The organism is Nostoc paludosum FACHB-159, assembly GCF_014698835.1.
Lineage (GTDB): Bacteria > Cyanobacteriota > Cyanobacteriia > Cyanobacteriales > Nostocaceae > Nostoc > Nostoc paludosum.
The window spans coordinates 98,234-123,336 of the sequence record NZ_JACJTU010000021.1; the positions used below are offsets into that span (position 1 = coordinate 98,234).

At 40.4% G+C, this 25,103-nt stretch carries 16 protein-coding genes; 9 read left to right on the forward strand and 7 right to left on the reverse strand.

Annotated features, from left to right (window positions below):
• Positions 1-100 precede the first annotated feature (100 nt).
• The gene (msrA, locus tag H6H03_RS21325; RefSeq protein ID WP_190957082.1) at positions 101-769 is read right to left on the reverse strand and encodes a peptide-methionine (S)-S-oxide reductase MsrA; all 669 of its coding nucleotides are present in this window, start codon (positions 767-769) and stop codon (positions 101-103) included.
• Positions 770-1,002: 233 nt separating this feature from the next.
• Here msrA and H6H03_RS21330 point away from each other — a divergent pair, with 233 nt between their 5' ends.
• Positions 1,003-1,440 (forward strand): YidH family protein, encoded by a 438-nt coding sequence (locus H6H03_RS21330; RefSeq protein ID WP_190957083.1) that lies wholly within the window; start codon positions 1,003-1,005, stop codon positions 1,438-1,440.
• Between the two features lie 51 nt (positions 1,441-1,491).
• Here H6H03_RS21330 and H6H03_RS21335 read toward each other — a convergent pair whose 3' ends face one another.
• From H6H03_RS21335 to H6H03_RS21345, 3 genes are all read right to left on the reverse strand, one after another.
• Positions 1,492-1,881: a DUF1634 domain-containing protein gene (locus tag H6H03_RS21335; RefSeq protein ID WP_190957084.1), complete on the reverse strand. Its 390-nt coding sequence runs from the start codon at positions 1,879-1,881 to the stop codon at positions 1,492-1,494.
• Between the two features lie 2 nt (positions 1,882-1,883).
• Positions 1,884-2,720: a sulfite exporter TauE/SafE family protein gene (locus H6H03_RS21340; protein ID WP_190957085.1), complete on the reverse strand. Its 837-nt coding sequence runs from the start codon at positions 2,718-2,720 to the stop codon at positions 1,884-1,886.
• A 472-nt stretch (positions 2,721-3,192) separates the two neighbouring features.
• Positions 3,193-5,517, reverse strand: a complete 2,325-nt coding sequence (locus H6H03_RS21345) for a recombinase family protein (RefSeq protein WP_190957086.1) — start codon at positions 5,515-5,517, stop codon at positions 3,193-3,195.
• A 78-nt stretch (positions 5,518-5,595) separates the two neighbouring features.
• Here H6H03_RS21345 and H6H03_RS21350 point away from each other — a divergent pair, with 78 nt between their 5' ends.
• Positions 5,596-6,930 carry a proton extrusion protein PcxA gene (locus H6H03_RS21350; RefSeq protein WP_190957087.1) on the forward strand — a complete coding sequence of 445 codons (1,335 nt, stop codon included), beginning with the start codon at positions 5,596-5,598 and terminating at the stop codon, positions 6,928-6,930.
• Between the two features lie 273 nt (positions 6,931-7,203).
• Complete coding sequence (mltA, locus tag H6H03_RS21355) at positions 7,204-8,487, forward strand: murein transglycosylase A (RefSeq protein ID WP_190957088.1); 1,284 nt, start codon at positions 7,204-7,206, stop codon at positions 8,485-8,487.
• Positions 8,488-9,035: 548 nt separating this feature from the next.
• Here mltA and H6H03_RS21360 read toward each other — a convergent pair.
• The 3 genes from H6H03_RS21360 to H6H03_RS21370 all read right to left on the reverse strand — a co-directional run bounded on the left by H6H03_RS21360 (position 9,036) and on the right by H6H03_RS21370 (position 16,299).
• Positions 9,036-9,269: a DUF3134 domain-containing protein gene (locus H6H03_RS21360; protein WP_190957089.1), complete on the reverse strand. Its 234-nt coding sequence runs from the start codon at positions 9,267-9,269 to the stop codon at positions 9,036-9,038.
• 1,035 nt (positions 9,270-10,304) lie between these two features.
• The gene (locus H6H03_RS21365; protein WP_242065745.1) at positions 10,305-14,264 is read right to left on the reverse strand and encodes a beta strand repeat-containing protein; all 3,960 of its coding nucleotides are present in this window, start codon (positions 14,262-14,264) and stop codon (positions 10,305-10,307) included.
• Between the two features lie 652 nt (positions 14,265-14,916).
• The gene (locus H6H03_RS21370) at positions 14,917-16,299 is read right to left on the reverse strand and encodes a substrate-binding domain-containing protein (protein ID WP_190957090.1); all 1,383 of its coding nucleotides are present in this window, start codon (positions 16,297-16,299) and stop codon (positions 14,917-14,919) included.
• A gap of 1,606 nt (positions 16,300-17,905) precedes the next feature.
• Here H6H03_RS21370 and H6H03_RS21375 point away from each other — a divergent pair.
• The 6 genes from H6H03_RS21375 (at position 17,906) to H6H03_RS21400 (ending at position 24,892) form a co-directional block, all read left to right on the forward strand.
• Positions 17,906-18,532 (forward strand): hypothetical protein, encoded by a 627-nt coding sequence (locus H6H03_RS21375; RefSeq protein WP_190957091.1) that lies wholly within the window; start codon positions 17,906-17,908, stop codon positions 18,530-18,532.
• A gap of 15 nt (positions 18,533-18,547) precedes the next feature.
• Entirely contained in the window at positions 18,548-18,919 is a 372-nt protein-coding gene (locus H6H03_RS21380) for a hypothetical protein (RefSeq protein ID WP_096535265.1), read from the forward strand.
• Positions 18,873-21,620 carry a hypothetical protein gene (locus H6H03_RS21385; RefSeq protein WP_190957092.1) on the forward strand — a complete coding sequence of 916 codons (2,748 nt, stop codon included), beginning with the start codon at positions 18,873-18,875 and terminating at the stop codon, positions 21,618-21,620. Before H6H03_RS21380 ends, H6H03_RS21385 begins: the two co-directional genes overlap by 47 nt.
• Positions 21,621-21,848: 228 nt before the next feature.
• Positions 21,849-22,655: a hypothetical protein gene (locus H6H03_RS21390; RefSeq protein ID WP_190957093.1), complete on the forward strand. Its 807-nt coding sequence runs from the start codon at positions 21,849-21,851 to the stop codon at positions 22,653-22,655.
• Between the two features lie 211 nt (positions 22,656-22,866).
• Positions 22,867-23,916 (forward strand): hypothetical protein, encoded by a 1,050-nt coding sequence (locus H6H03_RS21395; protein WP_190957094.1) that lies wholly within the window; start codon positions 22,867-22,869, stop codon positions 23,914-23,916.
• Positions 23,917-24,067: 151 nt separating this feature from the next.
• On the forward strand, positions 24,068-24,892 hold the full coding sequence (locus tag H6H03_RS21400; protein WP_190957095.1) for a hypothetical protein: 825 nt from the start codon (positions 24,068-24,070) through the stop codon (positions 24,890-24,892).
• Positions 24,893-25,103 lie beyond the last annotated feature (211 nt).

Genomic DNA, 25,103 nt, shown 5'->3' on the forward strand with positions numbered 1-25,103 from the left:
GGAGTGAGGAGTTAAGAATTACCCTCCTTGTCCCCTTGTCTCCCCAGTCCCCAGTCCCCTTGTCTCCCCAGTCCCCAGTCCCCAGTCCCCCCAGCCCCCATTACCCAATCGCTTGGGATTCAACTACACCTATAGGACAAGAAACGTTTGTTCCTCCCAAACCGCAATAGCCGTTGGGATTTTTTGCTAGGTATTGCTGATGGTAGGCTTCAGCATAGTAGAACTCAGGGGCATCCAAGATTTCTGTGGTAATCTTGCCATAGCCTGCCTTGTTCAAGGCTTGTTGATAAGCTTCTAGCGATGCTTGTGCTAGCTGCTTTTGAGTTTCAGAGTATACATAAATTCCCGAACGGTACTGAGTGCCAACATCGTTGCCTTGGCGCATTCCTTGGGTGGGATTATGGCTTTCCCAGAAGACTTTCAGCAGTTCGGAATAACTAATCACTTTCGGATCGAACACAACCAAAACTACTTCGTTGTGACCGGTTCTTCCACTACACACTTCTTCATAGGTAGGGTTGGGAGTGAAACCGGCAGCGTAACCCACTGCGGTGGTGTAAACTCCTTTAAGTTGCCAGAATTTACGTTCTGCACCCCAAAAACAGCCCAAGCCAAACACCGCTTTCTCTAATCCATCAGGAAAAGGAGATTTTAGGGGATTTTTGTTGACATAATGAGCAGTGGGTACTGACATAGACTGCGCCCTTCCTGGCAAAGCTTCCTCAGGCGTGGGCATATTTTGTTTTTTGCCAAATCCAAATAGTGCCATTGATTTTGACTCTGAATATACATCTTTACCTTATTTAATATTGTAAAGATTTTGGCGATCGCTTGGCGTATTCTCACAATCCTTACTTTAGGGGTAGCAGTGAACTAGGGCTTTACGCTAGGCTATCCGCTTTTTCGGTCAAAAAACATTGCTGAATTCTGACGACTGACGACTTTATTCTGTTCGATAAATTCTCACTCCAAAATCCAAAATCTAAAATCCAAAATGGAATTATGGATAAAATACCGAAAATTGACCGTCAAAGGGAACATCAAGCCAACGAACGAACTTTTTTAGCTTGGCTACGCACTTCTATTGCATTAATTAGTTTTGGAATTGCTATTGCTAGATTTGGTATATTTTTGCGCCAGCTTAATGTTGCTATTACTCAACAAGAAACACCAGTAAATTCATTAACCAATTCAGAAAATTTGGGACTGGCTTTGGTAATTTCTGGAATTGTCACAATTGTCTTAGCTGCGTGGCGATACAATCAAGTTTTTTGGCAAATTGAACGCAGTAATTACAAACCAAATCGATTAATTGTTTGGTTCATGACTGGAGTAGTAATTATTTTGGGACTTTTCTGTATTCCTTTAATTCTATGGCGTAATAAAGTGCCTGTTCGTTTTCCTGTTCCAACTCAACCACAGTCACGAAATTTGTATTAAGAGGCAAGAGGAAATAGGCAATAAATTTTGCTCGTGAATGATTTAGAATTGCTATATATAGCCTCCAATCAGACTGTATAAAAGTCCAAGCAAGACAATTGAAGTCATAATAATATAAGTAAAATCTCGTTGTTGCACATAGGCTAATAATGAACAGGCTACTCTGATAACTGGAGTGGCAATTAAGACTAACAGTCCAAGTTGAATAATTCCACGGCGACGACCGGATGCAATAGATGTCATTACGCCTGATGGACTACGAAATTCGGGTAGTTCTCCCCGAAAAAACTGATAATTGGGAGCTTCAGTACCGTGGCGAATTAAATACAAAATTCCACCTATCAAAACCAAAGCGGTGGCAATAATCACACCAATTCTTAATAGGTTGCCCAGAAATTTCTCAAAGCGGTGCTCAGATTTACTACGCCTACTTTTCGCCATTTTTAAAGTCTCCCTGTTACACCTTTGTAAATCATTTCCACCGCTAGCACCAAAATTACAACGCTGAAAATATTTCGCAAAAGTTTGACTCTGGCTCTAACTAATACCCGCGCTCCCAATAAAGCACCAAATAATACTCCTAACATCACAGGCATTGCTAATCCAGGGTCAATGTAACCCCGGTTGAGATATATACCAGCACTAGCCGCCGCCGTCACTCCAATCATGAAATTGCTGGTGGTGGTTGATACTTTAAAGGGAATATGCATAATTCGATCCATTGCCAGCACTTTGAGCGCTCCGGAACCAATACCAAGCAATCCTGAAAGTACACCAGCTACAAACATCAATGCAAACCCGAAAGGTACTCCACGCACGTGATAAGATTCTTCCCCTGTGGGAGTGGGATAAGTACCATTGAGTTGAAGACGAATTGCTAAAGAATTTGGCGGCAAATTGTTGAGGTGTTCGGGTGGGTTTTGTCGAGACAAGTAAGCGGAATAGAGTAAAACGATTCCAAACACAACAGCAAGCGTTCCTGTGGAAATTTTAGCTGCCACAATTGCCCCAAAAATTGCCCCAAAGGTTGTTGCTACTTCTAGAAACATCCCTAGCCGCACATTTGTGTAGCCTTCTTTGACGTAAGCAGATGCGGCTCCACTAGATGTCGCAATTACAGATACTAGTGAAGCACCGATCGCATAATGAATATCAACCCCAAATACTAATGTTAAAAAGGGGACAATTACTACTCCACCGCCTAACCCAGTTAGTGCCCCTAAAAATCCGGCCAGAAATGAGCCGAACCATACTAATAAAGAAAATTCTAGGATGTTCAAATTGCTTCCCCCGCCACAAACTTTTTGCTTGAGACTAGAAAGCGAAACTCAACCTATTTGTCGGTTGGTTGATTTCACCCCCGAATATTCTAGGAAGTTTGCCTAAGAGAAACAAATATTTTTGTTTGTTAAATTGATAATTAAAAGTGATGAGTAGGGCAGTCAACTTAAGCTCTGGCGAATAGAATTCACGGCTACAAAGGCAAAGTCCGCCTCCGCGGACTAAGGTCAAATTAAGGGTTTGAAACCCAAGATCGGTAGCTTTGATTTAGACCTGCCTTGAAAATAGGGACTGGGGACTGGTGACTAGGAAAGAAATATTTTCATTCCTTCGTTGTGAATTGTGTTCATGGAGTCTCTTGCAAAAAACACTTTTGCACTCTTGTGGGAAAAGGGGAAAGGAAAATACCAAACCTTTCCCCCTTTCCCTTTCCCCGACTTCTGCAAGAAGTCTTTTGTGTAGACGCGGTTTCTAACCGCCCGTTTCGCTAGTTTCAGAAATAACTGTGACACAAGCATTTACTAAGGGTAACAATGGCCCTAGTTGCTCTTGTCCATTGACGGCTAAATCGCTGTGACACAAATAAACTCTCTTAGATACACGAGAGAGCAAATCTGCTAAAATCCTGCGTAGTCGCTGTTGTTCTGCTACTTTTTCATCTTCTGCTGTCCAAGGTTCGCCTAATCTGTCTTGTAGGAAAAATGGCGCACCGAACAATGTCGCCGCACCGCCTTTAGCCCATAGAGGTGAACCAGCATCCAGCCAAAAATGCCAGCGGTGCGATCGCCTACTAGCTCGATATTGAAATATAGTTGCTAAAGTCACAGCTTTTCTGGCTCCACCAATGGGACGCACCGGGTAGGGGTTGGCGGTGATGGTACCACGGCGCAGTAGTTGAATGAATTCTACAATAGTGGCGACTGAGGGAGATGAAGAGGACACGGAGACTGGGAGACGCGGCGACACGGAGAGTTCTTTCGCCGCGTCCCCACGTCCCCATGTCCCCCCGTCCTCTTCCCCTACTCTTCCAGAAGATGCTTGTCGTAACCTTGTTTCAATTTCCCAGTAGTGTTGGGCGGTTTCTAGTAATTCCCGCAATGCTGCTAGTTGTTCGTAGGGAAGATTGCTACCATTCCACAAAAAACGTTGAATTGCCCTATCTAAAAGGGAAATGGGGCTGGGAATTAAACGTTGTTCTTGTTGCGATCGCTGTTGTTCTAACCACTGTAATATCTCGTTATAAGCTGTGGTAGCTGCATAGCCGATTCTATCCCAACGCTCGAAGGCTGATACTGGTAGCAAATTGGGTCGGTCAGGATGGGGTACAAAGCAGTAATCTGCTATTAAACCAGCGCGTACCGGGTCAATATCTGTAGAGACGCGATTCATGGCGTCTGTAGAAAAACGATTCATCCCGTCCGTAGAAACGCGATTCATGGCGTCTGTGCTTTCTAATGGTTGTTGTTTTCTGCTCAACACAACCAGCATTTCTGCCACAGCATCCCGGTCTACAAGGCGTCCTAAGCCGGGATAAACTAGTGCCAGCATGGTGAGCAATGCCCGAATCACTGGCGAACTAATTAATGGACGTTGGTCGTTAAGCGATTCTACTCGGATGTTTTGCTTGACGAGGATTTCTACTAAGGTATAACGAGCGATCGCATCCAAACCTGGTGCTATGATGGCTACTTCTTCTGGTTCCACTTGCCCTGATTGGATGGCATTGGCAATGACTTGTGCGGTGAGCCGCAATAATTGGGCGCGGGAGGTGGTTTGAATTGAGTGTACGATTTCAGGTAAACTCAATGGCATTACGGACTCTGTGACTAATTCCACCATTTGTGTAGCTAGTTGTTGTCCTAGTGACTCTGGAGGCGGCCCGGTTAAGGTTTCTACTCGGCAACGCTCTGCTAAACCTTCGAGGTAGTTTGGGTCTGCTCCCAATCCCAACCGCACTGCACCATCGGGATTATAGCTAAACGCCCCAACTGCGCCTTCGTCTAGGAGCAACTCAAACAACAGACGCGCTACCCCAGGATAATCATCGACATCATCCGCCAGTATTGCTTGATAGCGTTTTGTTAAGTGCTTTTGGTAATTGCGATCGCTTAACAAATGCTGGCTATAAAGTTCAGTAATCATCCCATAAGTTAGTAATCCTCTCTCTAAACACCAGCTACGCCAATCTAACAGCAAAGATGCCAAAAATTCCGGCTCTAAATTCGTATTATTTTCCCCCAAACCCCTAGCCAAAATCTGGGCAATATCTTCACAAGGTGTACCACTATAAGCCGCTAATTGAAATAAATCTAAGATGCGACGCACCAAACGAGACTCATTCACACCCGCAAGACGTAAAATTTCTTCGTCTAATTGGGAACGCCACAGTTTAGTTGCTAACTCTTGTTCGGTTTCTGGCCGCAATCTCACCGGAAACTGCGCCTTGAGGTTCAATGAATTGATTAGCAATGGCCAAAATAAAATAACTTCATCCTGAAAAAACCCCAGCGGTGTCTTCCCACGAACCGGATATTTTCCCAATGTAGATGTAACAATTTTATCTCCTAATTCTCGACGATTATCATCATTAGCAGCTAAGACTAAAACTCCTGGTTCTGTTGGCTTAAGATATAAAAATTTGGAGACATTATCACCTTTTTCACGTCCTTGATTTTTAGTATAAAATGAGTCATTATACGTATTTTTAGATTTTACCCAACTACAAAATTGCTCTACTAAGCGAGTTGTCTTACCACTGCGGCTGGTGCCAACAATCCAAATCGAATGAGAAACCACAAATTTTCTCCTTGTAGATTTGTTAGTATACCTCGTGCGTTAACTTAAGGTTAAGAATCACCAAATAATGCTGGATGATTGTCTGCAATGAAAAACTCTGTTTTTAGTCAAAAAATCTATTCTTTCCTACTTGCTGCTTATCGATGGTACTTACAGACTCCTGAACGTTCTTTAAATGGGGCTTACGATGCAGCATTAAAGATCAAGGAAATAGAAGATAAACATTTTAATGGTAATAAAATAGACACTGGCTCAGCCATGTACAGTAACAGCGTCATGGATTATTTTGAGTCAGACTTAAACAAGCTATTAAAAACTGCCAAAATGCGCCTAACAGAGTTTAGAGCAAGCCGCTGGTTTCTCAATGAAGAAAATCACAAAGCTGCTGATAAAGCAGGCATAGAATTCCTCAGTCCTTCTTTCGTTTTAGAAAGGCTCAATTTTATCGATGGAGTCATATCTAAATACACAACAATTCCCGAACCAATATCTTCTCAAGTTGTATTAGTAAAACCTCTAACTCCACCAGTTGACTCAGCAATTACTCCAGCGTTACCGCCGAAGATATCAACTAAAGATGTGGAGAATAAATCGGATAAAAAACCAAAGGGCAAAACTGATACAATGGGTGTTTTACCCCGTTCAATTTTAAGTACTATCAGTCGTTTGCAAGTTGAATTAGACCCTAATTCTGAAGAAGAAGTAATTCAAAGTTTCCGTCAAGCTCAAAGAAGAACAATAATATCTATCAGATTTATTTTGCTCTTAATTATAGTACCACTTTTAACGCATCAAATAGCAAAAGCTTTTGTAGTAGGCCCAGCTGTTGATAGATTGAGAACTACTGAACAAGCCCAGGTATTCCTGAATTATGAGATGGAAGAAGAAGCCTTGGGAGAACTACAAAGATTTGAAGAAAGAATCAAGTTTGAAAATCTAATTAGTAATGCACCTCAATTGTCGCCTGAGCATATAGAAATAGAGCTAAAAGATAAGGCTACAGAGATTGCTGAAGAATTTCGCCGAGAAAGCTCTAATGCGATCAAAAATGTTTTTGCTGATATGTTTTCTGTGGTTGCTTTTATCTGGCTGATGGTAACGAGCAAGTCTTCTATTGCTGTGCTGAAAGATTTCTTCGATCATATTGTTTATGGACTTAGTGACAGTGCTAAGGCATTTATTATCATTTTGTTTACCGATATATTTGTCGGTTTCCACTCTCCCCACGGCTGGGAAGTGCTTTTAGAAGGTGTATCCCGCCATTGGGGATTACCTGCAAATCGAGATTTTATCTTCTTATTTATTGCCACATTCCCGGTGATTTTAGATACGATTTTCAAATACTGGATATTCCGATATTTAAACCGGATATCGCCTTCAGCGGTGGCTACTTACCGGAATATGAATGAATAGGTAATGGGCATGGGGCATTGGGCATTGGGCATGGGGCATTGGGCATTGGTTAATTTGCTGAATAGGAACTTTCGCAAGCTATCAAAACTAATGGTTTATGCGATTAAGCTTGATGGCTTATAATCCTGAATTTTTAAATGCTATTGTTAGCAAATCCGTGGTCATACTTCACATAGCCCGATTTTTTCCCATCGAAGTAGATGTAGAGACGTTGCATTGCAATGTCTCCAAGAATGACATTTTTAATTGAATTGATTAAACATTTGCATTTTCATGAAAAAAATATTTGCTGAATTAGGAAAGTTTCACAACTTTATCGCTATCAGCGTACTTGTAGTTCTGTCAATTTCTTTGTTGAGGATGCAATCTTTGGCAAATCCAGAACTCAGTCCGCCAGAATGTCGAGTGAAAAAGTGGGATATACCAATGCCGTTGACTAGTGAAAAACAAAATGCACCTGTACAACAGGCAAAACCAGTATTAATTCAAAGAACACCAGTTACTTGTTGTGAAGATGATGCTTCTTGTGTAGATGAAGTTCTGTATGGAAAAGTATCAGATAAAAAAGCATTATTAACAGCTATCGATCGCAGTTTACAATACCTACAAACTCAAGCAGCTGCAAGTGCTTACCAAAACTATCAAGTGAGTGGAATTAGTCGCGATCGCGTACTCAAAAGTTTACAAAGATTCCGCGAAATTCTCTTAAAAACAAATTCTCCAACGGAGTTACATCAAGCCATAGAAAGAGAATTTATTTATTATCAATCAGTTGGAAAAGATAACAAAGGTGCTGTTTTATTCACCGCCTATTACGAACCACTTTACGCCGCTAGTCGCGTCCCCACAGCAGAATATCGCTATCCTGTTTATCGATTACCTCCTGATATCAACTCCTGGCCTAAACCTCATCCTACACGTTTACAATTAGAAGGAGCAGATGGCTTACAAGGTGCAAAGGGTAAATTGCGAGGTTTAGAATTATTTTGGTTCCGCGATCGCCTCGAACCATATATGGTTCAAATTCAAGGTTCAGCTAAACTTCAACTCACTGATGGAACTCAAACAAGCATAGGTTATGCAGGTAATACTGGTTATAATTACAAAAGCGTTGGTCGAGAATTAGCGAATGATGGCAAATTACCATTAGAAGGTATGACTATGCCAATTATTCTCGATTATTTCCAAAAACATCCCCAAGAATTAAATATTTATATTCCCCGCGATCGCAGCTTTGTTTTTTTTCAAGAAAATCACGGCGAACCAGCCCAAGGTTCCATCAATGTACCACTAACAGCAGAGCGTTCTATTGCTACAGATAAATCCCTCATGCCCCCTGGTGCTTTAGCATTAATTCGTGCTTCTATTCCCTTTGTTAATTCTACCGGAAGCATGGAAGAACGGATTATTAGCCGCTATGTTCTCGACCAAGATACCGGAGGCGCAATTAAAGGTGCAGGTAGAGTCGATTATTTTTTAGGTACTGGTAAAATCCCAGGCGATCGTGCTGGCGTCACAGTTAGTAATGGGCAATTATTTTATCTATTACTAAAGTAGAATTCAGAATTTAAAACTCATGTTTCTAGTTTATCTATTATCTTGTTACTATTACTAATAGTAATAAATTTTCTACATCAATTATATTTACAAAATACACAGTATTTCAAGGAAACTTAAGTACGCAATCTAACTTTCAACCCTTGGTAGAAAGCCGATTTTATTTCTGAATTATATTTCAATACGGTTCAGTTAAGACTAAAACCTTTTGCCAAAGTCAATTTTTTTAACGAACCACAGAGGCGCAGAGGACACAGAGAGAACAAAGAAATGCGGCGTTGCATAAATGCGGGATGAATTAAGATTTTTGACGAAGGCTAAAGGTAGATTCTTTGCGCCTTTGCGCCTTTGCGTGAGGTAAAAATCATCCCTAGATTCAGCAATGCCAGAAATGCTTAACTGAACTGTATTGAATTATATTTAAAGTAGGGTAGCACAGCTGTGCTACCCTACAAATTATCTGTACTTCAGATACATAAACTATTGATTTGGAATCAAAGAAATGTCTGGGTATGGTAATTAAGAATTAGAAATTGCCCAAAGCAGCATTAACCTTCTAAATCTAGCTCAACATCATCATCATCATGATCGTAAGGAATATCATCTAGATCTATCATTTCTGATATTTCTTCTATTTCACCTAAATAATCAGATTCTTGATGTTCGCGTTCTATGAGACGACCACTTGACTTTAGCCATTCCAAAAGAATAAATTCATTACTTGTGCGAATGACAGGCGCTCGCTGATTACGAGGTTCTTCACGCAAAGGGCTTGTAGGCATAAAAAAAACTCACTATCGATATAAGTTCAAGTACTATCAGTATACTATTTGGATTTTTGACACAGTTTACTGTCGGTTATGGAAATTTATGACAGTAATATAACGTGAGTTCGACGAAGCTCTCCCTGCCTTTAACTTTAGTTCAAGTTTATCTGCGAGTCCAAGAAGGACGATTTTGCGTAGTAAAACCTCTTAGAGGTTTTTTGATTGAGTAAACAGGGCAGACAATATATGAGCCATCGAATTCACATTAATATATGAGTTTCTTAGAGGTATTCCAGTACAGTTTCCTCCGCTAAAAATTTTCATTTTCGGAATCCTCGAAGGTAAATTTTTCAAATCGATTCCTGAAATAAAATACCTCCAGAATCAAACTGTGTAGAGATTTAGATTCGGAGAGGTCTCTATTATATAGTCACTAACATGACCGAAAATATTTCTCAAGTTAACTTAATTATAACATAGTTGGCAGTTTAACTTTTTTAACTATTGTGACCGACAGCTATTTAGTCATCAAGAACAGGATGATTGTATTTAATTGCTACTTTGAATTAATTAAGTACTCTGCACTTAAGTTATTATTTTTACTCAGTAATATGAGAAATAAAGGTTAAGGGAATTCTAGAAATTAGACGATGCAATTTTGAGAGTGAAAATGATGATTCAGATGCTTTGTCTGCTTCCAGAACTGACACAGGCGTGAGATATTTTTAGTTGAAAGTCTCTAAATAGTGATAGCGATCGCACGATCTCATAAATCTCATAAACTAATGTGGGCACTGGTTTTGGTTAGCTCAAGTACTTACTTTCAGCTTTTATTCAGTGCCCAACACTAGATGGTATCATGCAAAAACTCTAAGGGTGAACAATTCTACGGCATTTGTGATCTTGATACACTAAGCTATCTCAAGACTGCTTTTTTCACACCTTCTTTAGAGGTTTTAATACTAAATTGTGTTCGACCAGAATATTCTTACTCCTTCCTCTTAGTCAGATTTACTATCTTTGAATCCAACTTAGTATAAACTCCTCAAATTATTGAACAAGACTAAAATTAGCTTGCACAATAATATCGTTAAAATCTCTGTCACCACCATTTTCTAGATCTTCAAAGCCAAAGATGTTGTTCCCCAACAGACGAATATGATCAACCCTGTCAGCGTTAGCGCCTAAGAATGAGAAGTAAACTTGTGGATCGTTATTAGAATTGTTATCTAAAATGGCATCTGGTCTGCCATCGATAATGATAAATGGTGCAAAGATAGAACCAGGCTCGAAAGTGCCGGTATAACTTGCCGTACCTTGGTTGTTCACAGTAAGATCAATTCCTGCAACCCGCTGACGCACAGCAGCTTGGGCATAACCAGCTTGTCCAACGAGAATATCTACCGTACCATCACCATTGGTATCAATACCACCATTTTCATCAGCTACTTTATAGAATCCCACAAAATTATTGAACGCAGCTTCTCGGTTGATAACAAAATTAGCTGTTACCTGTTGTTCAATATCTCTGAAGTCAATTAATTCTTTTTGCGGCTGACCTTGTAAACTTTTACCTAAAGGTATTGGATTATTTGTAGGCTGAATTGTTACTACTAAATTCTGAAAATCATTAGTGCTATTACCAGAACCATCTTTCCAAGCTAAGGAAAATGCATTGTTGTCTAAACTTTTAATCTGCTGGTTTGATGAGTCAGAAAACAATACATCACTGATTGGTGTGATATTACTTAGCACATTTTCAGTTGTACTGTTTTTGACTAAATAAAATCTCAGGTTTGTATCAGATGAAAATTCTAATACACTCTCAACAAGGCTGTTGCTGAACCCATTGGGTGGATTTGCAATAGCTGAGAAAATCACCTGTCCTCGTTCTAGAGCTTGGCGAGCGTAACCTGCTTCGCCTGGAGCAATACCATCAATACTGCCCGTAGCATCATCAACAGCATACACACCCAACTCATTCACCAGTGTAGAATTGCTGGCTGTGATAGCAACTTCGAGTGTTACTTGACCATTGCCACTTTTGATATTAAAGACATCATTACCACTGTTTGTCAGTTGTGGAAGCTGTGGCTGTGGCTGTGGTTCTGCTTCTGGTTCTGCTTCTGGTTCTGGTTCAGGCTGTGGTTCTGGTTCTGGCTGTGGTTCTGGTTCGGGCTGTGGAGTACCAAAGACGACATAACTTTGCCCAGCACCAGAGGAAGCGCCAGTTGCACCGATAATTAAATCATCAGCACCATCATCATTGACATCACCAGCAGCACTAACTGAAATACCTGAAGAATCATTAGCATTAATGCCATTGATGGCAAAGCCGTTGCTGGGGTCAAGGTTGGAGAGGTCGAGTTGGGCACTAAAGCCGTTACTGCTACCGAAGACGACATAGCTTTGTCCAGCAATGGAAGAGGCGAAAGGTGCGCCGATAATTAGGTCATCGATACCGTCGTCGTTGACATCCCCAGCACCACTAACTGAGTAACCTGAAACATCATTGCTGTTAATACCGTTGATGACAAAACCATTGCTGCCATCAAGAGTCGAGAGGTCAAGACTGGCACTAAAGCTGTTGCCGCCAAACAGCACATAGCTGCTTCCTGCACCAGAAGCGGCGTTGTATGCACCAATAATAATGTCGTTGATGCCGTCATCGTTGATATCCCCAGCATTGCTGACTGAAGCGCCAAAGAAATCGCTGGCATTGCCATTAATCACAAAGCCGTTGCTGCCATTGAGAGTCGAGAGGTCAAGGCTGGCACTGAAGTTGTTAGTGCTGCCAAACACCACATAGCTCTTGGCGTTACCAGATGCACCAATAATGATGTCGTCGATGTTGTCGCCATTGATGTCCCCAGCACTACTGACTGAGTTCCCAAAAGAGTCATTGGCATTACCGTTAATGGTAAAACCATTGCTGCCGTCAAGAGTCGAGAGGTCAAGACTGGGATTGAAGCCATCACTGCTACCAAACACCACGTAGGTCTGTCCGGCTCCAGATGCTGCACCTGAAGCGCCAATAATTAAATCGTCGATGCCATCATTGTTGATGTCTCCAGCACTACTGACTGAGTTACCTGAGGAGTCTGAGAAGCCATCGGAGTTGGTGGCATTAATACCATTGATGACAAAGCCATTGCTGCCGTTGAGATTAGAAACATCGAGGCTGGAACTAAAGTCACTACTGCTACCAAATACCACGTAGCTTTGTCCGGCTCCTGAGGCTGCACCCGAAGCGCCAATAATTAAGTCGTCGATGCCGTCATCGTTGATGTCTCCGGCATTGCTGACTGAGCCGCCAAAAGATTGATTCGCACCACCGTTGATGGCAAAACCGTTGCTGCCGTCGAGAGTCGAGGGGTCAAGGTTGGCACTAAAATCGCTAGTGCTACCAAATACTACATAACTTTGCCCTGCTCCTGGTGCGCCAATTATTATGTCGGCGATGCCGTCAGCGTTGATGTCTCCAGCATTGCTGACTGATGTGCCAAATGAGTCATTAGCATTTATGCCGTTGATGGCAAACCCGTTGCTGCCGTTGAGAGTCGAGAGGTTAAATATGACTTGTGGCTGTGGTTCTGGTTCGGGCTGTGGAGTACCAAAGACGACATAACTTTGCCCAGCACCAGAGGAAGCGCCAGTTGCACCGATAATTAAATCATCAGCACCATCATCATTGACATCACCAGCAGCACTAACTGAAATACCTGAAGAATCATTAGCATTAATGCCATTGATGGCAAAGCCGTTGCTGGGGTCAAGGTTGGAGAGGTCGAGTTGGGCACTAAAGCCGTTACTGCTACCAAACACCACATAACTTTGTCCAGCAATGGCAGAGGCGAAAGGTGCGCCAATTAATATGTCATCGATGCCATCGTCGTTGACATCCCCAGCACCACTAACTGAGTAACCTGAAACATCATTGCTGTTAATACCGTTGATGACAAAACCATTGCTGCCATCAAGAGTCGAGAGGTCAAAACTGGCATTAAAGCTGTTGCCGCCAAACAGCACATAGCTGCTTCCTGCACCAGAAGCGGCGTTGTATGCACCAATAATAATGTCGTTGATGCCGTCATCGTTGATATCCCCAGCATTGCTGACTGAAGCGCCAAAGAAATCGCTGGCATTGCCATTAATCACAAAGCCGTTGCTGCCATTGAGAGTCGAGAGGTCAAGGCTGGCACTGAAGTTGTTAGTGCTGCCAAACACCACATAGCTCTTGGCGTTACCAGATGCACCAATAATGATGTCGTCGATGTTGTCGCCATTGATGTCCCCAGCACTACTGACTGAGTTCCCAAAAGAGTCATTGGCATTACCGTTAATGGTAAAACCATTGCTGCCGTCAAGAGTCGAGAGGTCAAGACTGGGATTGAAGCCATCACTGCTACCAAACACCACGTAGGTCTGTCCGGCTCCAGATGCTGCACCTGAAGCGCCAATAATTAAATCGTCGATGCCATCATTGTTGATGTCTCCAGCACTACTGACTGAGTTACCTGAGGAGTCTGAGAAGCCATCGGAGTTGGTGGCATTAATACCATTGATGACAAAGCCATTGCTGCCGTTGAGATTAGAAACATCGAGGCTGGAACTAAAGCCACTACTGCTACCAAATACCACGTAGCTTTGTCCGGCTCCTGAGGCTGCACCCGAAGCGCCAATAATTAAGTCGTCGATGCCGTCATCGTTGATGTCTCCGGCATTGCTGACTGAGCCGCCAAAAGATTGATTCGCACCACCGTTGATGGCAAAACCGTTGCTGCCGTCGAGAGTCGAGGGGTCGAGGTTGGCACTAAAATCGCTAGTGCTACCAAATACTACATAACTTTGCCCTGCTCCTGGTGCGCCAATTATTATGTCGGCGATGCCGTCAGCGTTTACGTCTCCGGCACTGCTGACTGAGTTGCCTGAGGAGTCTGTGCCACTGCCGTTGAGGCTAAAGCCGTTGCTGCCGTTAAGCTCCGAGAGGTTGGATAATGGATCAGCCATGATTTTATTGTATGTTTGTTGTTAGCAATGGAATATATTTAGAACTTTTAAACAAGTAACGTTAGTATTTGTTAAAAGTTAGGTTAAGTAAATCAAATTAAAAATTATTGTATTTTTATGATATGGGTTGGCAGATTATTTTTTTGCAGTTATTTAAAGGAGTTAATATCTTTTCAATTTTGAGATTACGAGTTCCATGAAAAAGAGCGTTGTTAATGAAGTTGCTAGATTAAATCAAACATAAAATCAAGTTTCAGCAAGTAAGAAAAATACTATTAGTTAGTTGATTTACAACACTATTGCTAAAAGCTAATATAATGATTTTATTTATACTTAGTTAATATTTATCTAAATCATAAACATCAAGATTGACGAATACGAATAATCGCCCAAATAAAACTTCAGAATTATAAATATAATCCTGAAGCATAATTCTCATATCCTTACCAGAATTTTTTAGTAAACCTAGAAAAAGGTGTTACTGATTCAGAGTATGAATTTTGCTTTGCACCAAAAGGCAACAACAAAGTTTTCCAGCTTTGGAGTTTGAAATTTCATACTTCAATTCAGCAACACTGCTAACGATAGTTAAGATGTGCCAACTAAATTAATAGTTGAGTTTTCGGATAGGTTACTAGGTTGATTTCCAAACCTAAGGGCTGGTAGTATTCACAAAAGTATTCACAACATTTCTAGATTGAGTTTTAATGGCAGCCGGAAGAGGAGCATAGCCACGAGCTATAGCTATACTGTCTGCTGTGGGACTTGAGGTTGGTGTACCTCCTAAAGCCCAGTTGATAAAAGCCCTAATATTAGTTGCTATGGTAGTGTCTGCGTATCTGTCATAAAACAGCAAATAACTTGCTGTAGAAATGGGATAGGCAGTTGAAGGAGCTGGGTCGGCCAAATTATCAATTCTAACCAGTCTGTTAGCGGGAGCAGCACCATATGTGACGATGGTTCCACCACTCAAAGCGCCTTGAATTCCGGCTGTTGTAGGGCCAACGTATGTACCTGCTTTGTTGCGTAAGAGTGCGGCAGGTAGACTTCTAGCTAACCGAGTAGCACTATCAACATAACCAATTGCACCAGTAGTACTTGAAATCGTAGTTGCTACTGCTCCACCTCCTGAGGCAGATAGGAAGCTTGCTGGCCAAACAACTGTATTGGCTGGTGGTGTAGGAGGTACGGTGCCTGAAGTACTTACGCTACCTACTCCTCTATTCCATACAGAGGTTGTTTGAAGACCTGAAGTCGCAGCAGTTTGACACGCAGTATTGAGATGAGTGCTTAATACAAATGTACTACCACTGCTGTCACTACGACGTACAACTCTGATGGGTAAATTGGCTGCGATGACTGCGCCGCCATTATCAGTTCTGATTCTGCTATCGTTCCAATTTGTGATGCTGCCGTTCAAAATACCACAGTAAGTATTTCGCGAAAGTCTCAGTCCAGCTGCTGGTATGGTAAGACCAGTACGGTTGTAGGATAAGGTGATTCCGACACCCACCACAGGCACTTGAATGGCCTTACCACTATTGGGTTTTCCACTACCAGTAGTAACTACTTGTTCTACTTGTGTTCCTGCCAAAGGATCGTCACTAGCTGCAAAAGAGACTGGGGGTAAGATGGTAGGGCCAGGTGATGCAGGTGGTACGGTTTGGCTGAAAAAGGCTGTTAGGCCTGCGCCACTACCAACTGAAGCATATCTGAATGTGACGGCAGAATTGACTGGGCCATTTGTTGCACCAGCAGGATCGTTGAGGGATGGAGGATTTCCAACACCGTAAAAGTTAAACCATGAGTTTTGTGGGCTGAAAGGAGCGGTAGTTCCTGTACCTACAAACAAAGTGTTTACAGTACTTGCGCCTGCTCCATTTATGGAAAGTACTCCAGTTGGAGGAGGAGTGGTGGAGGTCTGAGCTAGAGATTTTTCGCTAGCAGATTGACCTGCTACTAAACCAATTGTGATGGCAAGTACAGAAATCGAACTTATCAAATGATTCGATTGGCGATCGCAATAAAAAACCATGTCAAGCTCCTTGCAGTTAAATTAGGGATTAGCACCCTGAAAAAAACAAAACCAATCGTCAAATTCGCGCTCAAAAATAAGTTTTTTTCAGCCAAAAATCTGGCTCGAAAAAATTTATTCATCAAGCACAATTTTGCACAAACTAGTCAATAAATTAGAGCAAATAATTATGAACATCATTTTCTTTGGCTTAGACGTGCAGCAGTTTGCTATCTGCGATAGCCAAGGCTAAACCAAAGAAAATAAAAATTTCACGATTTCTCTATGACTGCTATGATTTGTAGCTGCCAGAATGTTCTAACGAATTTAAGAGTAGAGTGTTAAGGTAAAATTACAATCATGGTTGCATTATGAAAAGATTAAAACAATTAATTCTATTGCCAGTATTTTGAAGTTTTTTAAAAAGGGACTTGTTACCGCTTTTTATTAATTCCATCAGAGTAAAATCTCGATTTTTGTCCATAATCTTATCTATATATGGTTTTGCCGATTAAGCTTGACTTTCAAGTTTGCAATAGATTTAGAATATAATTTATTGTCTTGACAAAATAATCGTTATGTCCATCAAGCGAATTAGGTTGTTTTAGGATTTATAAAACCTATCATACTAGTCCGATTTAATTTATGAACTTAACGATGTGTTAGGCAAGAGGCAAGAGGCAAGAGGCAATAGGTAAGAGGGTAGAAGATTAAAGGGTAGGGGATTTTGTTAAAAAATCAGTATATCTCTAACTTGGTTCTTTTGTGTTCCCTGTTCGCTGTTGCCTGTCTACACAGGTCTGTTTATAAATCAAATCGGATTCCTATATTTAGGATGTTGTATTTTTACTCAATGCATATTTACTATATTTTTTCAAGAATTAACCGATTTTTAAACATTCTGAATATGGTAATCAGCTTTAATTTTTGAACTTATTTACTTAGGAGGGAAGTAGAAATGCTATCAATGGCGTCTGTGTGGGAGTAGAGATTAGGGCTAGAGGCTTTTCGAGTTGAGCGCGAGTTTTTTATGGAACCAAATAGGAATCTCATATTTTCAATGCGGCCTACTTAGTGCTAGTGACGGTAGACTGATTAACACGGATGTGAATGGTAGTGTTAGTATAATCTCTAAAAGTATTCCCAAAAGCCTTGGCAAATGGGATACAGCAGCCACTTGCTTGATTTGTTTGCTAAACCTATAGCAAGTGAGGAGGTGTAGCACTTAAGTACTCAAGTCTAGCGAGCAAAACTAGCTCTGGATAAGGAATTCAGATTTGACTCTGGCGATAGTGATTAAAGAGCGCTATGCTACCAAGGATTGTTTGCCATGAACCCTAGATTCCTCAAAAGTGATAATTAAAGCAAACTCGCTGGTATAGAAAAACTTTAAAAAGACTGTAACAGTTATGGTTAAGAGCTAAAAACCTACTTTCTCAGGACAAACACACTCATTAAAGAAATATTAATACTCTGTTAACTTAAATTAATAAAAAATCGTATTATGATGTATAACTTTGCTGAACTTTATAATTTGGAGAAAAATAAATGTTGAATCATGTAAGATTGTCTCATCTGTAAAATTTGAAACACCAACGCCCATAGTAAACCATAGGAAAATTAGCAAATGTTTAGACAAAGTTCTCACCAGAGAAACTTTTTCAAAGCTTTAACTGGTAGTGCAGCTACAGTAGTTCATAAGTTAAGACTGGCATTGAAAACGAGTCTGGCTATTTTAGTTGAATCTGTACCTTTTTTGATTGCTTGTGCTGTATTTTTAAGCGTTATCAGCTTAAAAAGTCCTATCCTGCTATTTTGTTTATTAGTTGGTAGTTTAATTGCAGTCATCACACACAAAATTGGACAGCAGGTAAATTTACCAAGGCGATCGCTAATAATATTACAAATCTTAGCAGGGGCGATCGTCCTGAGTCTATTTTGGTTAGATAACTTTGCTACTCCCGCACAAGCGCAGTTTTTTGGCGAAGCGGAAAAGTTTTTCAAAAAGACTTTATCTTCAACTGATGGTTCAACAACAAACAGTGGTGGTGCCGACACCGCAGTAAGTTTGATATTTAATATATTGCGGGCACTTTTCTTGCTATATATTGCAATTTCTTTGGTTGGTGTCATCAACGCAGTTCGTAAAGATGAAGATTGGCAAAGTATCGCCAGAACTCCCCTATTAGTCGTTGTAGCTGTTACCATTGCTGATGTACTCACACGGTTTGTAATTGGCAATAGCAGTAATTAATTTAAAATTTGAGAAATGTCTGAAGAGCGGGAACAAGAATTTCGTCCAGTTAACCAAGTTCTAGGAAGCCAACCTTCATTAGGGCCAATTCCGGCAGATCAAATTATTCCTTGGACAGTAATCGCCTTATCATCCTACTTAATTATCAATGGGATTTTTGGTGGTCTTTTCCAAGAAGAATTTCAAAAATGGCTGTGGACGCTTTTAATGACTGGTTGGGGAATTGGAACCTGGTGGATATTAACTGGTGGTAGAAGTTGGAGTTTCTTAAGCAAATTTATTGGGGTTCCCGCTTGGACACGAGGCTTTGCTCGTTATCAAAGCTTACTGGAAGTTAACCATGAAGCAAAAAATCGGAAAACAAAGCGTCGGCGGCGCCGGAAATGAAACTAGATTAACGCCATTTGAAGATGCCTTACACCTGGCGACAATGTTGCGCGTCTCCATGAATGGACGTGATATTGGTGCTTATTTGTTGACAAAAGGCACTCAAAAGGATCGGTTCTGCTTTGTTTTTGGTTTTGATTGTAAGGGAATTCATACCACTTTAAGACCAGAACAAATCGATACACTTTTTAATAACATTGAAGCTGGGTTGAAAGACATTCCCAGCGGTGAAAGAATGACACTGCATTTGGGGTCTTTTAGTTCAGATATAGAACGGCAAAAAGAATTAGCATCACTCATTAGGAATGCGCCATCAAAAGATATTAAATATTTGCTGATGGCAGAGAGAGCGAGAATCAAAGAATTGACTAAAGCTGGCGTGCGTAAGCCGAAATTTTTACGGATTTATGTCACTTACACAGTGGAAACCAGTTCTAGAAATGCAGATGATTGGATAGAGAGACTTTTAATCAAAGCTGAGTCCTGGTGGTTGAAATTTAAAGGCGAACTTTCAGAAGCTGAAAACCAACGCCTGGAAACTGTAATTACCAATGCTTACAAACAAGGTTTTTCACGTTGGGAGCAAATTTTATCTAACAAAATGGGATTAGATGTCAAAGCTTTGAGTGCAGTAGAACTCTGGCAAGACATCTGGAAAAGATTTAATGATACCCAGCCAGTAGATATTCCCCAATTAATCACGTTAGATGAAGATGGACTCCACGAACAAGTTAATTCAGATTTAGCTAGTAGCAAATTGTTGATAGACAATATCCACGGCACAACTTTGCTGATGGAGTCTAGCGTACCGCGTGCCGATCGCCGTTGGGTACATGTAAACAATCGTTATATTGGCACAATGTCATTTCTGGAAAAACCCGGTGGTTGGCCGAATAAATCGGCTCAACTGCGGTATTTATGGGAACTGTTAGCCAGAGAAACAGTAGTAGATACAGAGATTTTTTGTGAATTGACTGCGGCAAATCCAGCATTGGTGAAAACTACTCTCCAACGAGTGCTGAAACAGTCAAATATGACGACAATTTTGGCTCAAGAAAAAAGTAAAACCATTGATGTCAACGCCCAATTAAAGTTAAAGAAGTCGGTAGCAGCACAAGAACAATTATATGAAGGTGCAGTTCCGATTTATACGAGTATCGCCATTTTGGTACATCGGCCAACTGTGGAGAAGTTAGACGAGGCCACAAGATATATTGAAAACTGTTTTCAACGTCCAGCTAGGGTAATTCGAGAAACCGAGTACGCCTGGAAAATTTGGTTGCAAACTCTCCCCATAGTTTGGGAAGGTTTGTTAGCAACACCCTTCAATCGTCGTCAGCTATATTTAACAAGTGAAGTTCCGGGATTAATGCCTTTAGTTTTAACCAAAAGAGGCGATAGACAAGGCTTTGAATTGATTGCGGAAGAAGGCGGAACACCGGTACATTTGGATTTGTTTAACCAACACAAAAATTTAGCTTTATTTGCCACCACTCGTGCTGGTAAATCAGTGTTGGTATCGGGAATTTTAACTCAGGCTTTGGCCTATGGCATTCCCGTAGTGGCTCTAGATTTTCCCAAACCTGATGGTACGTCTACTTTTACCGACTATACACAGTTTATGGAGGGAAATGGAGCTTATTTTGATATTTCCAAACAATCAAATAACTTATTTGAACAACCAGATTTACGATCGCTAGATCCAGAACAACAACGCGATCGCATGGTAGATTATACCTCGTTCCTAGAATCAGCTTTAATGACAATGGTTTTAGGATCGTCTACCGAAAGTCAAATTTTATCTCAAACGGTGCGATCGATTCTCAACTTAGCCTTAGAAGTCTTCTTTGCTGATGAAGGTATCAAAGAACGATATCGCAAAGCAATGTCGGGAGGCTTCGGTTCTCCGGCTTGGCAAAAAACCCCGACTTTAAAAGATTTTCTGTTTTTCTGTTCCCCAGAACATTTACAGCTTAGCTCCTTGAGTGGCAGAGTAGAAGACGCCCTCAGTCAAATTCAGCTGCGGTTGCGTTTCTGGCTTTCTAGCCGCGTTGGACAAGCCATTTCTGCACCATCCAGCTTTCCCACCGACGCCCAACTTTTGGTTTTTGCTCTCAGAAACCTTTCAGATAGTGAAGATGCAGCCGTACTATCCTTAAGTGCTTATTCCGCAGCACTGCGTCGCGCCTTAAGTAGTCCCGCTTCCATATTCTTTATCGACGAAGCACCGATTTTATTTGAATTCGAGCAAATTTCTGACTTAGTTGGTCGAATTTGTGCCAACGGCGCTAAAGCTGGTATTAGAGTTATCCTATCAGCACAAGATCCTGACACCATCGCCAAATCTAAAGCCGCATCGAAAATCTTGCAAAACTTAACAACCCGATTAATTGGACGTATTCAACCAGTTGCAGTGGATAGTTTTGCAGACATCTTAAAATATCCCCGTAAAATTATTGCTCGTAATGCCTCAGAAAGTTTTTTCCCACGCAAAGAAGGTATTTATAGCCAATGGCTGCTAGATGATAACGGCGTTTATACATTCTGTCGTTACTATCCAGGTTACGAACAATTGGCAGCAGTGGCTAACAACCCCTACGAACAAACTGCACGTAGCCAAATGATGCAAATTCACAACGATAAATATGAAGCAATTTCCGCATTCGCACGTCAGTTAGTAGCTACACTACGTAGTAATTAATCAGGGAGGAGAACTGTGAGCGGTTAATAGGAATTCAAAGATTTATCAGAGACTACTAAATCAAAAATATCCCAAAACTGATCGTAGGGTAAGCGTCTGGCCTGCCTATAGCCAAAAACAGCCACAAACAGTAATAATTTAATTCTGGAAAATCTCTGAATAATACTTCAGCCAACTTAATTTCTAACTCGCTAGATAATTTCGTCTACCTTTTTCAGGTACAGATGTATGCAGAAAACTACCATTTTCACATTGACTTTAGTATCTCTGGCAATTCTACCTGTAGCAGCCCAAATTACTACAAGTAAATCACAATTAGGCAAGGTTTGGACTGATTTTCAATCATATTCCACAGATTTACAAAACTACTTTCAATACAATTTAAGCGACAACTTAAAGCCTGTAGAACTCCAAACTCGAAATGCTCTGAATAATGCTAAAGGAGAATTGAATATACCCAACCCCGTTAGTGCAGGGGAAAAAGTTCGTGATGATTTAATTCTCTACTCTAGATCGGATCGCTTTGAAAATAATGCAGCTGTGCGGGGAAATTTAGTTAGTAATGAACTTAATCGTGTAATTACCCGTGGAGCAGCAGCAGGTGTTCTTGGTGAAAACGGACAAATTCGTTCAAAAATAAAGTTAATAGATACAGAAAGAAGTCTAGAAAATATTGCCGGACTTGCTGAAGCAGCTGAAGAACAAACTCAAAGTTTGTTAAGTAAAATTCCTATTCCTGCTTTCGATCCTACCAAACTCGATCCAGCTACAGCAATATTAGCACAACTATTTAATGCCAATCAATCACAAAGTATTAAAATTCAACAGGAACAATCAAAAATTATTGGTGAAACCTTTGCTCAGACAATACAAACTAATCAATCTTTGCAATACTCTAATTTAAATTTAGCAAACATCTCCCAACAAGCAGAAGAAGCAAATCGCGCTCGCAGAGTTGAAACATCCACTGAAGCAGCGAGACTTTTACGAGCTACTTCTCAAATAGATTTATTTGGCAGAAAAATTGATAATTAAGAAGAATTCAGAAGTCAGAATTCAGAATGGGCTACGACAAGCTGTCGCTAATAGAATTCAGGAGTCAGAATATTAAACATTTGGTGTTTCAACGTTAGTTTTGGATACATCTATCACTATTTAAAATGTCTTCTGTGTGTGGGTTAAATCGTTAGAAACACACCTTGCGAAAACATAATAAATTGAAAAAATAGCCCATAAAACCAAAATAATGCAACTTGCTATTCCACGAATTTTTGCCCAAGTAGGCATTGATGAAATTGTTGATAATGGTGTCGCAACCTCCCAAAGTATTGCCCAAGGTTGGGACAAACAATGGCTGGATTTATTACAAAATAATACCAATGAAAATTTGTATGGAACGCTGACAAATGTAGGTATTTTTTTTGCAGTCGGAACCCTGTTATTTTTTATGGTACAATTCCTAAGGGATTTATTAACCTACGAATATACTCGTCCCATATCAGCATTAATCTGGCCTTTTGTAGTAGTTGTACTCTTAAATAATTCTGGGAGTGGGAGTATACTTTCTACTTTGACACTGGGAGTGCGAAATTTTATAGACGGTGCAAATCAACAAGTATTGGTCACCGCAGATGCAGATAAAGTGTACCAACAAGCGCTGAGTATGAGTGTTGCTGAAGAAGTAGCGGGTTCTTTTCTGCGTCCTTGTCAGTCACTTACTGGCGAACAGCAAACTGAATGTTTTGCTAAAGCTGCTGAAAAAGTGAATATTCTCTGGCAAAAATATCGAGATTCATACGGTAATAAAAACTGGATATCCAGGCTACAAACAAAGGTAGATAATATCAGATATGGCACAGGTATTGTATCGGAAACTTCATTTAATTCTTTATTAGGTTCTACAGTACAAACGAGCCTCAAAAACTTCTTAGTTTCCTTGCAATACGCCTTCCAAAATTTAATAGAAGCCACATCGTTGCTAATAGCAGCTTTAGGGCCAGTTGCTGTTGGTGCTTCTTTACTACCTGTAGCTGGTAAACCAATCTTTGCATGGCTTACCGGATTTTTATCTATTGGGATTGCCAAAATTTCATTTAATATTATTGCTGTGTTGACTTCGGCAGTAATTGTTAATGGCCCCGGTCAAGATGCTAATGTTGACCCAGACTTAATGTGGTTTATGATTTTTCTGGGAGTTCTAGCACCGATTTTGTCCTTACTTGTGGCTGCTGCTGGGGGGTTTGCAGTCTTCAGTGCTATCAACAATGCGGCTTCTCTGGTTAAGGAGAGAATATAGTTAAGAATTCAGAATTCAGAAGTCAGAATAATTTAAAAATCATGATAGTAAACATAAAAATATATAGCAATCTTAAATCATTCGTCAAAAAAAATATATTGACTATCATCATATATAACAACCAAACTTTTTTACCGCAGGAGGTGATTGAATGGTACGTTTATTAGAGAAAGGAAAAAGAACAGTAAGTGTTTTAACAATTTTTGCGATCGCCACCTTTAGTTTGCATCTATTAGTGTTACTTTTATTTTTATTTCAAGGACTAACTATTCGCCAACTAAGTTTGAGAAAACCTCCTAATTTTGTACAATTAATAGATGGAAAAAAGGTAGATGAAATTGATGATTTAAAAAGAGATCCAGAAGCAATTCGTCAATTCATCAGCAAAACCATGATTGCAATGTTTAAGTGGTCGGGAACCTTACCCCCACAAAGGATTGAAGAAGTCGCAAATCCCAAACGAGATTTAGGAATATTAATTAGAACACCCCAAGGCGGTAGCCAAAAAATTAGTACCACTAGCTGGATAGCTAGTTTTGCTTTATCAGAAGACTTTCGCAAAGGTTTCTTAAGCACAATTGCCGAAATCACACCACCAGAAGTGTTTTCTGAAAATCCCAAACAAGGAATGACATCAGAGTTAGTAATTAAACGGGTTTATCCGCCAAAAGAAATTCAACCAGGTAAATGGCGAGTCGGTATGGTAGCCGATTTAATTCAAAAAAATCGAGGTGATGATAGAAGAGTCATAACTCCTTTTAACAAAGACTTTCTTGTGCGTGCAACAGATTATTTCCCTAATCCCCAAATGGAAAGTGGCACAGACTTGCAAAAAGCAATTTATAGTGTCCGCGCTGATAGAGTAGAAATTTATGAAATTCGAGATTTATGTTTGTTAGATAACTCCAGCAACCTGAATGAAGCTCAATTAAAAGAATGCAAAATTCAACAAAGAACCGATAATTTTATCAGATAATAATTCAGAATACAGAATCCAAAATTATGAATTTATAAAAGGTCTAGTATGCTTAGTATAGTAAAATTAAAAATAATTATTATAGGAATCTATGTTGAGCTTTGAGAACGAAATGGTGTACTTCACTAAGTTCAAATATACTGTATATGCATTGCTAAAACCTTCTCTTGACTCCTTGAATTCTCAATTCTCACTCCTGGCTCCTGACTCA

What these genes read in the sequence shown, in the direction of transcription:
- H6H03_RS21360 (WP_190957089.1), bottom strand. Translation starts at nt 9,269, where the DNA reads ATGCCTACAAGCCCTTTGCGTGAAGAACCTCGTAATCAGCGAGCGCCT.
- msrA (WP_190957082.1), bottom strand. Translation starts at nt 769, where the DNA reads ATGGCACTATTTGGATTTGGCAAAAAACAAAATATGCCCACGCCTGAG.
- H6H03_RS21335 (WP_190957084.1), bottom strand. Translation starts at nt 1,881, where the DNA reads ATGGCGAAAAGTAGGCGTAGTAAATCTGAGCACCGCTTTGAGAAATTT.
- H6H03_RS21380 (WP_096535265.1), top strand. Translation starts at nt 18,548, where the DNA reads ATGTCTGAAGAGCGGGAACAAGAATTTCGTCCAGTTAACCAAGTTCTA.
- H6H03_RS21385 (WP_190957092.1), top strand. Translation starts at nt 18,873, where the DNA reads ATGAAGCAAAAAATCGGAAAACAAAGCGTCGGCGGCGCCGGAAATGAA.
- H6H03_RS21375 (WP_190957091.1), top strand. Translation starts at nt 17,906, where the DNA reads ATGTTTAGACAAAGTTCTCACCAGAGAAACTTTTTCAAAGCTTTAACT.
- H6H03_RS21365 (WP_242065745.1), bottom strand. Translation starts at nt 14,264, where the DNA reads ATGGCTGATCCATTATCCAACCTCTCGGAGCTTAACGGCAGCAACGGC.
- H6H03_RS21395 (WP_190957094.1), top strand. Translation starts at nt 22,867, where the DNA reads ATGCAACTTGCTATTCCACGAATTTTTGCCCAAGTAGGCATTGATGAA.
- H6H03_RS21330 (WP_190957083.1), top strand. Translation starts at nt 1,003, where the DNA reads ATGGATAAAATACCGAAAATTGACCGTCAAAGGGAACATCAAGCCAAC.
- H6H03_RS21400 (WP_190957095.1), top strand. Translation starts at nt 24,068, where the DNA reads ATGGTACGTTTATTAGAGAAAGGAAAAAGAACAGTAAGTGTTTTAACA.
- H6H03_RS21370 (WP_190957090.1), bottom strand. Translation starts at nt 16,299, where the DNA reads ATGGTTTTTTATTGCGATCGCCAATCGAATCATTTGATAAGTTCGATT.
- H6H03_RS21390 (WP_190957093.1), top strand. Translation starts at nt 21,849, where the DNA reads ATGCAGAAAACTACCATTTTCACATTGACTTTAGTATCTCTGGCAATT.
- mltA (WP_190957088.1), top strand. Translation starts at nt 7,204, where the DNA reads ATGAAAAAAATATTTGCTGAATTAGGAAAGTTTCACAACTTTATCGCT.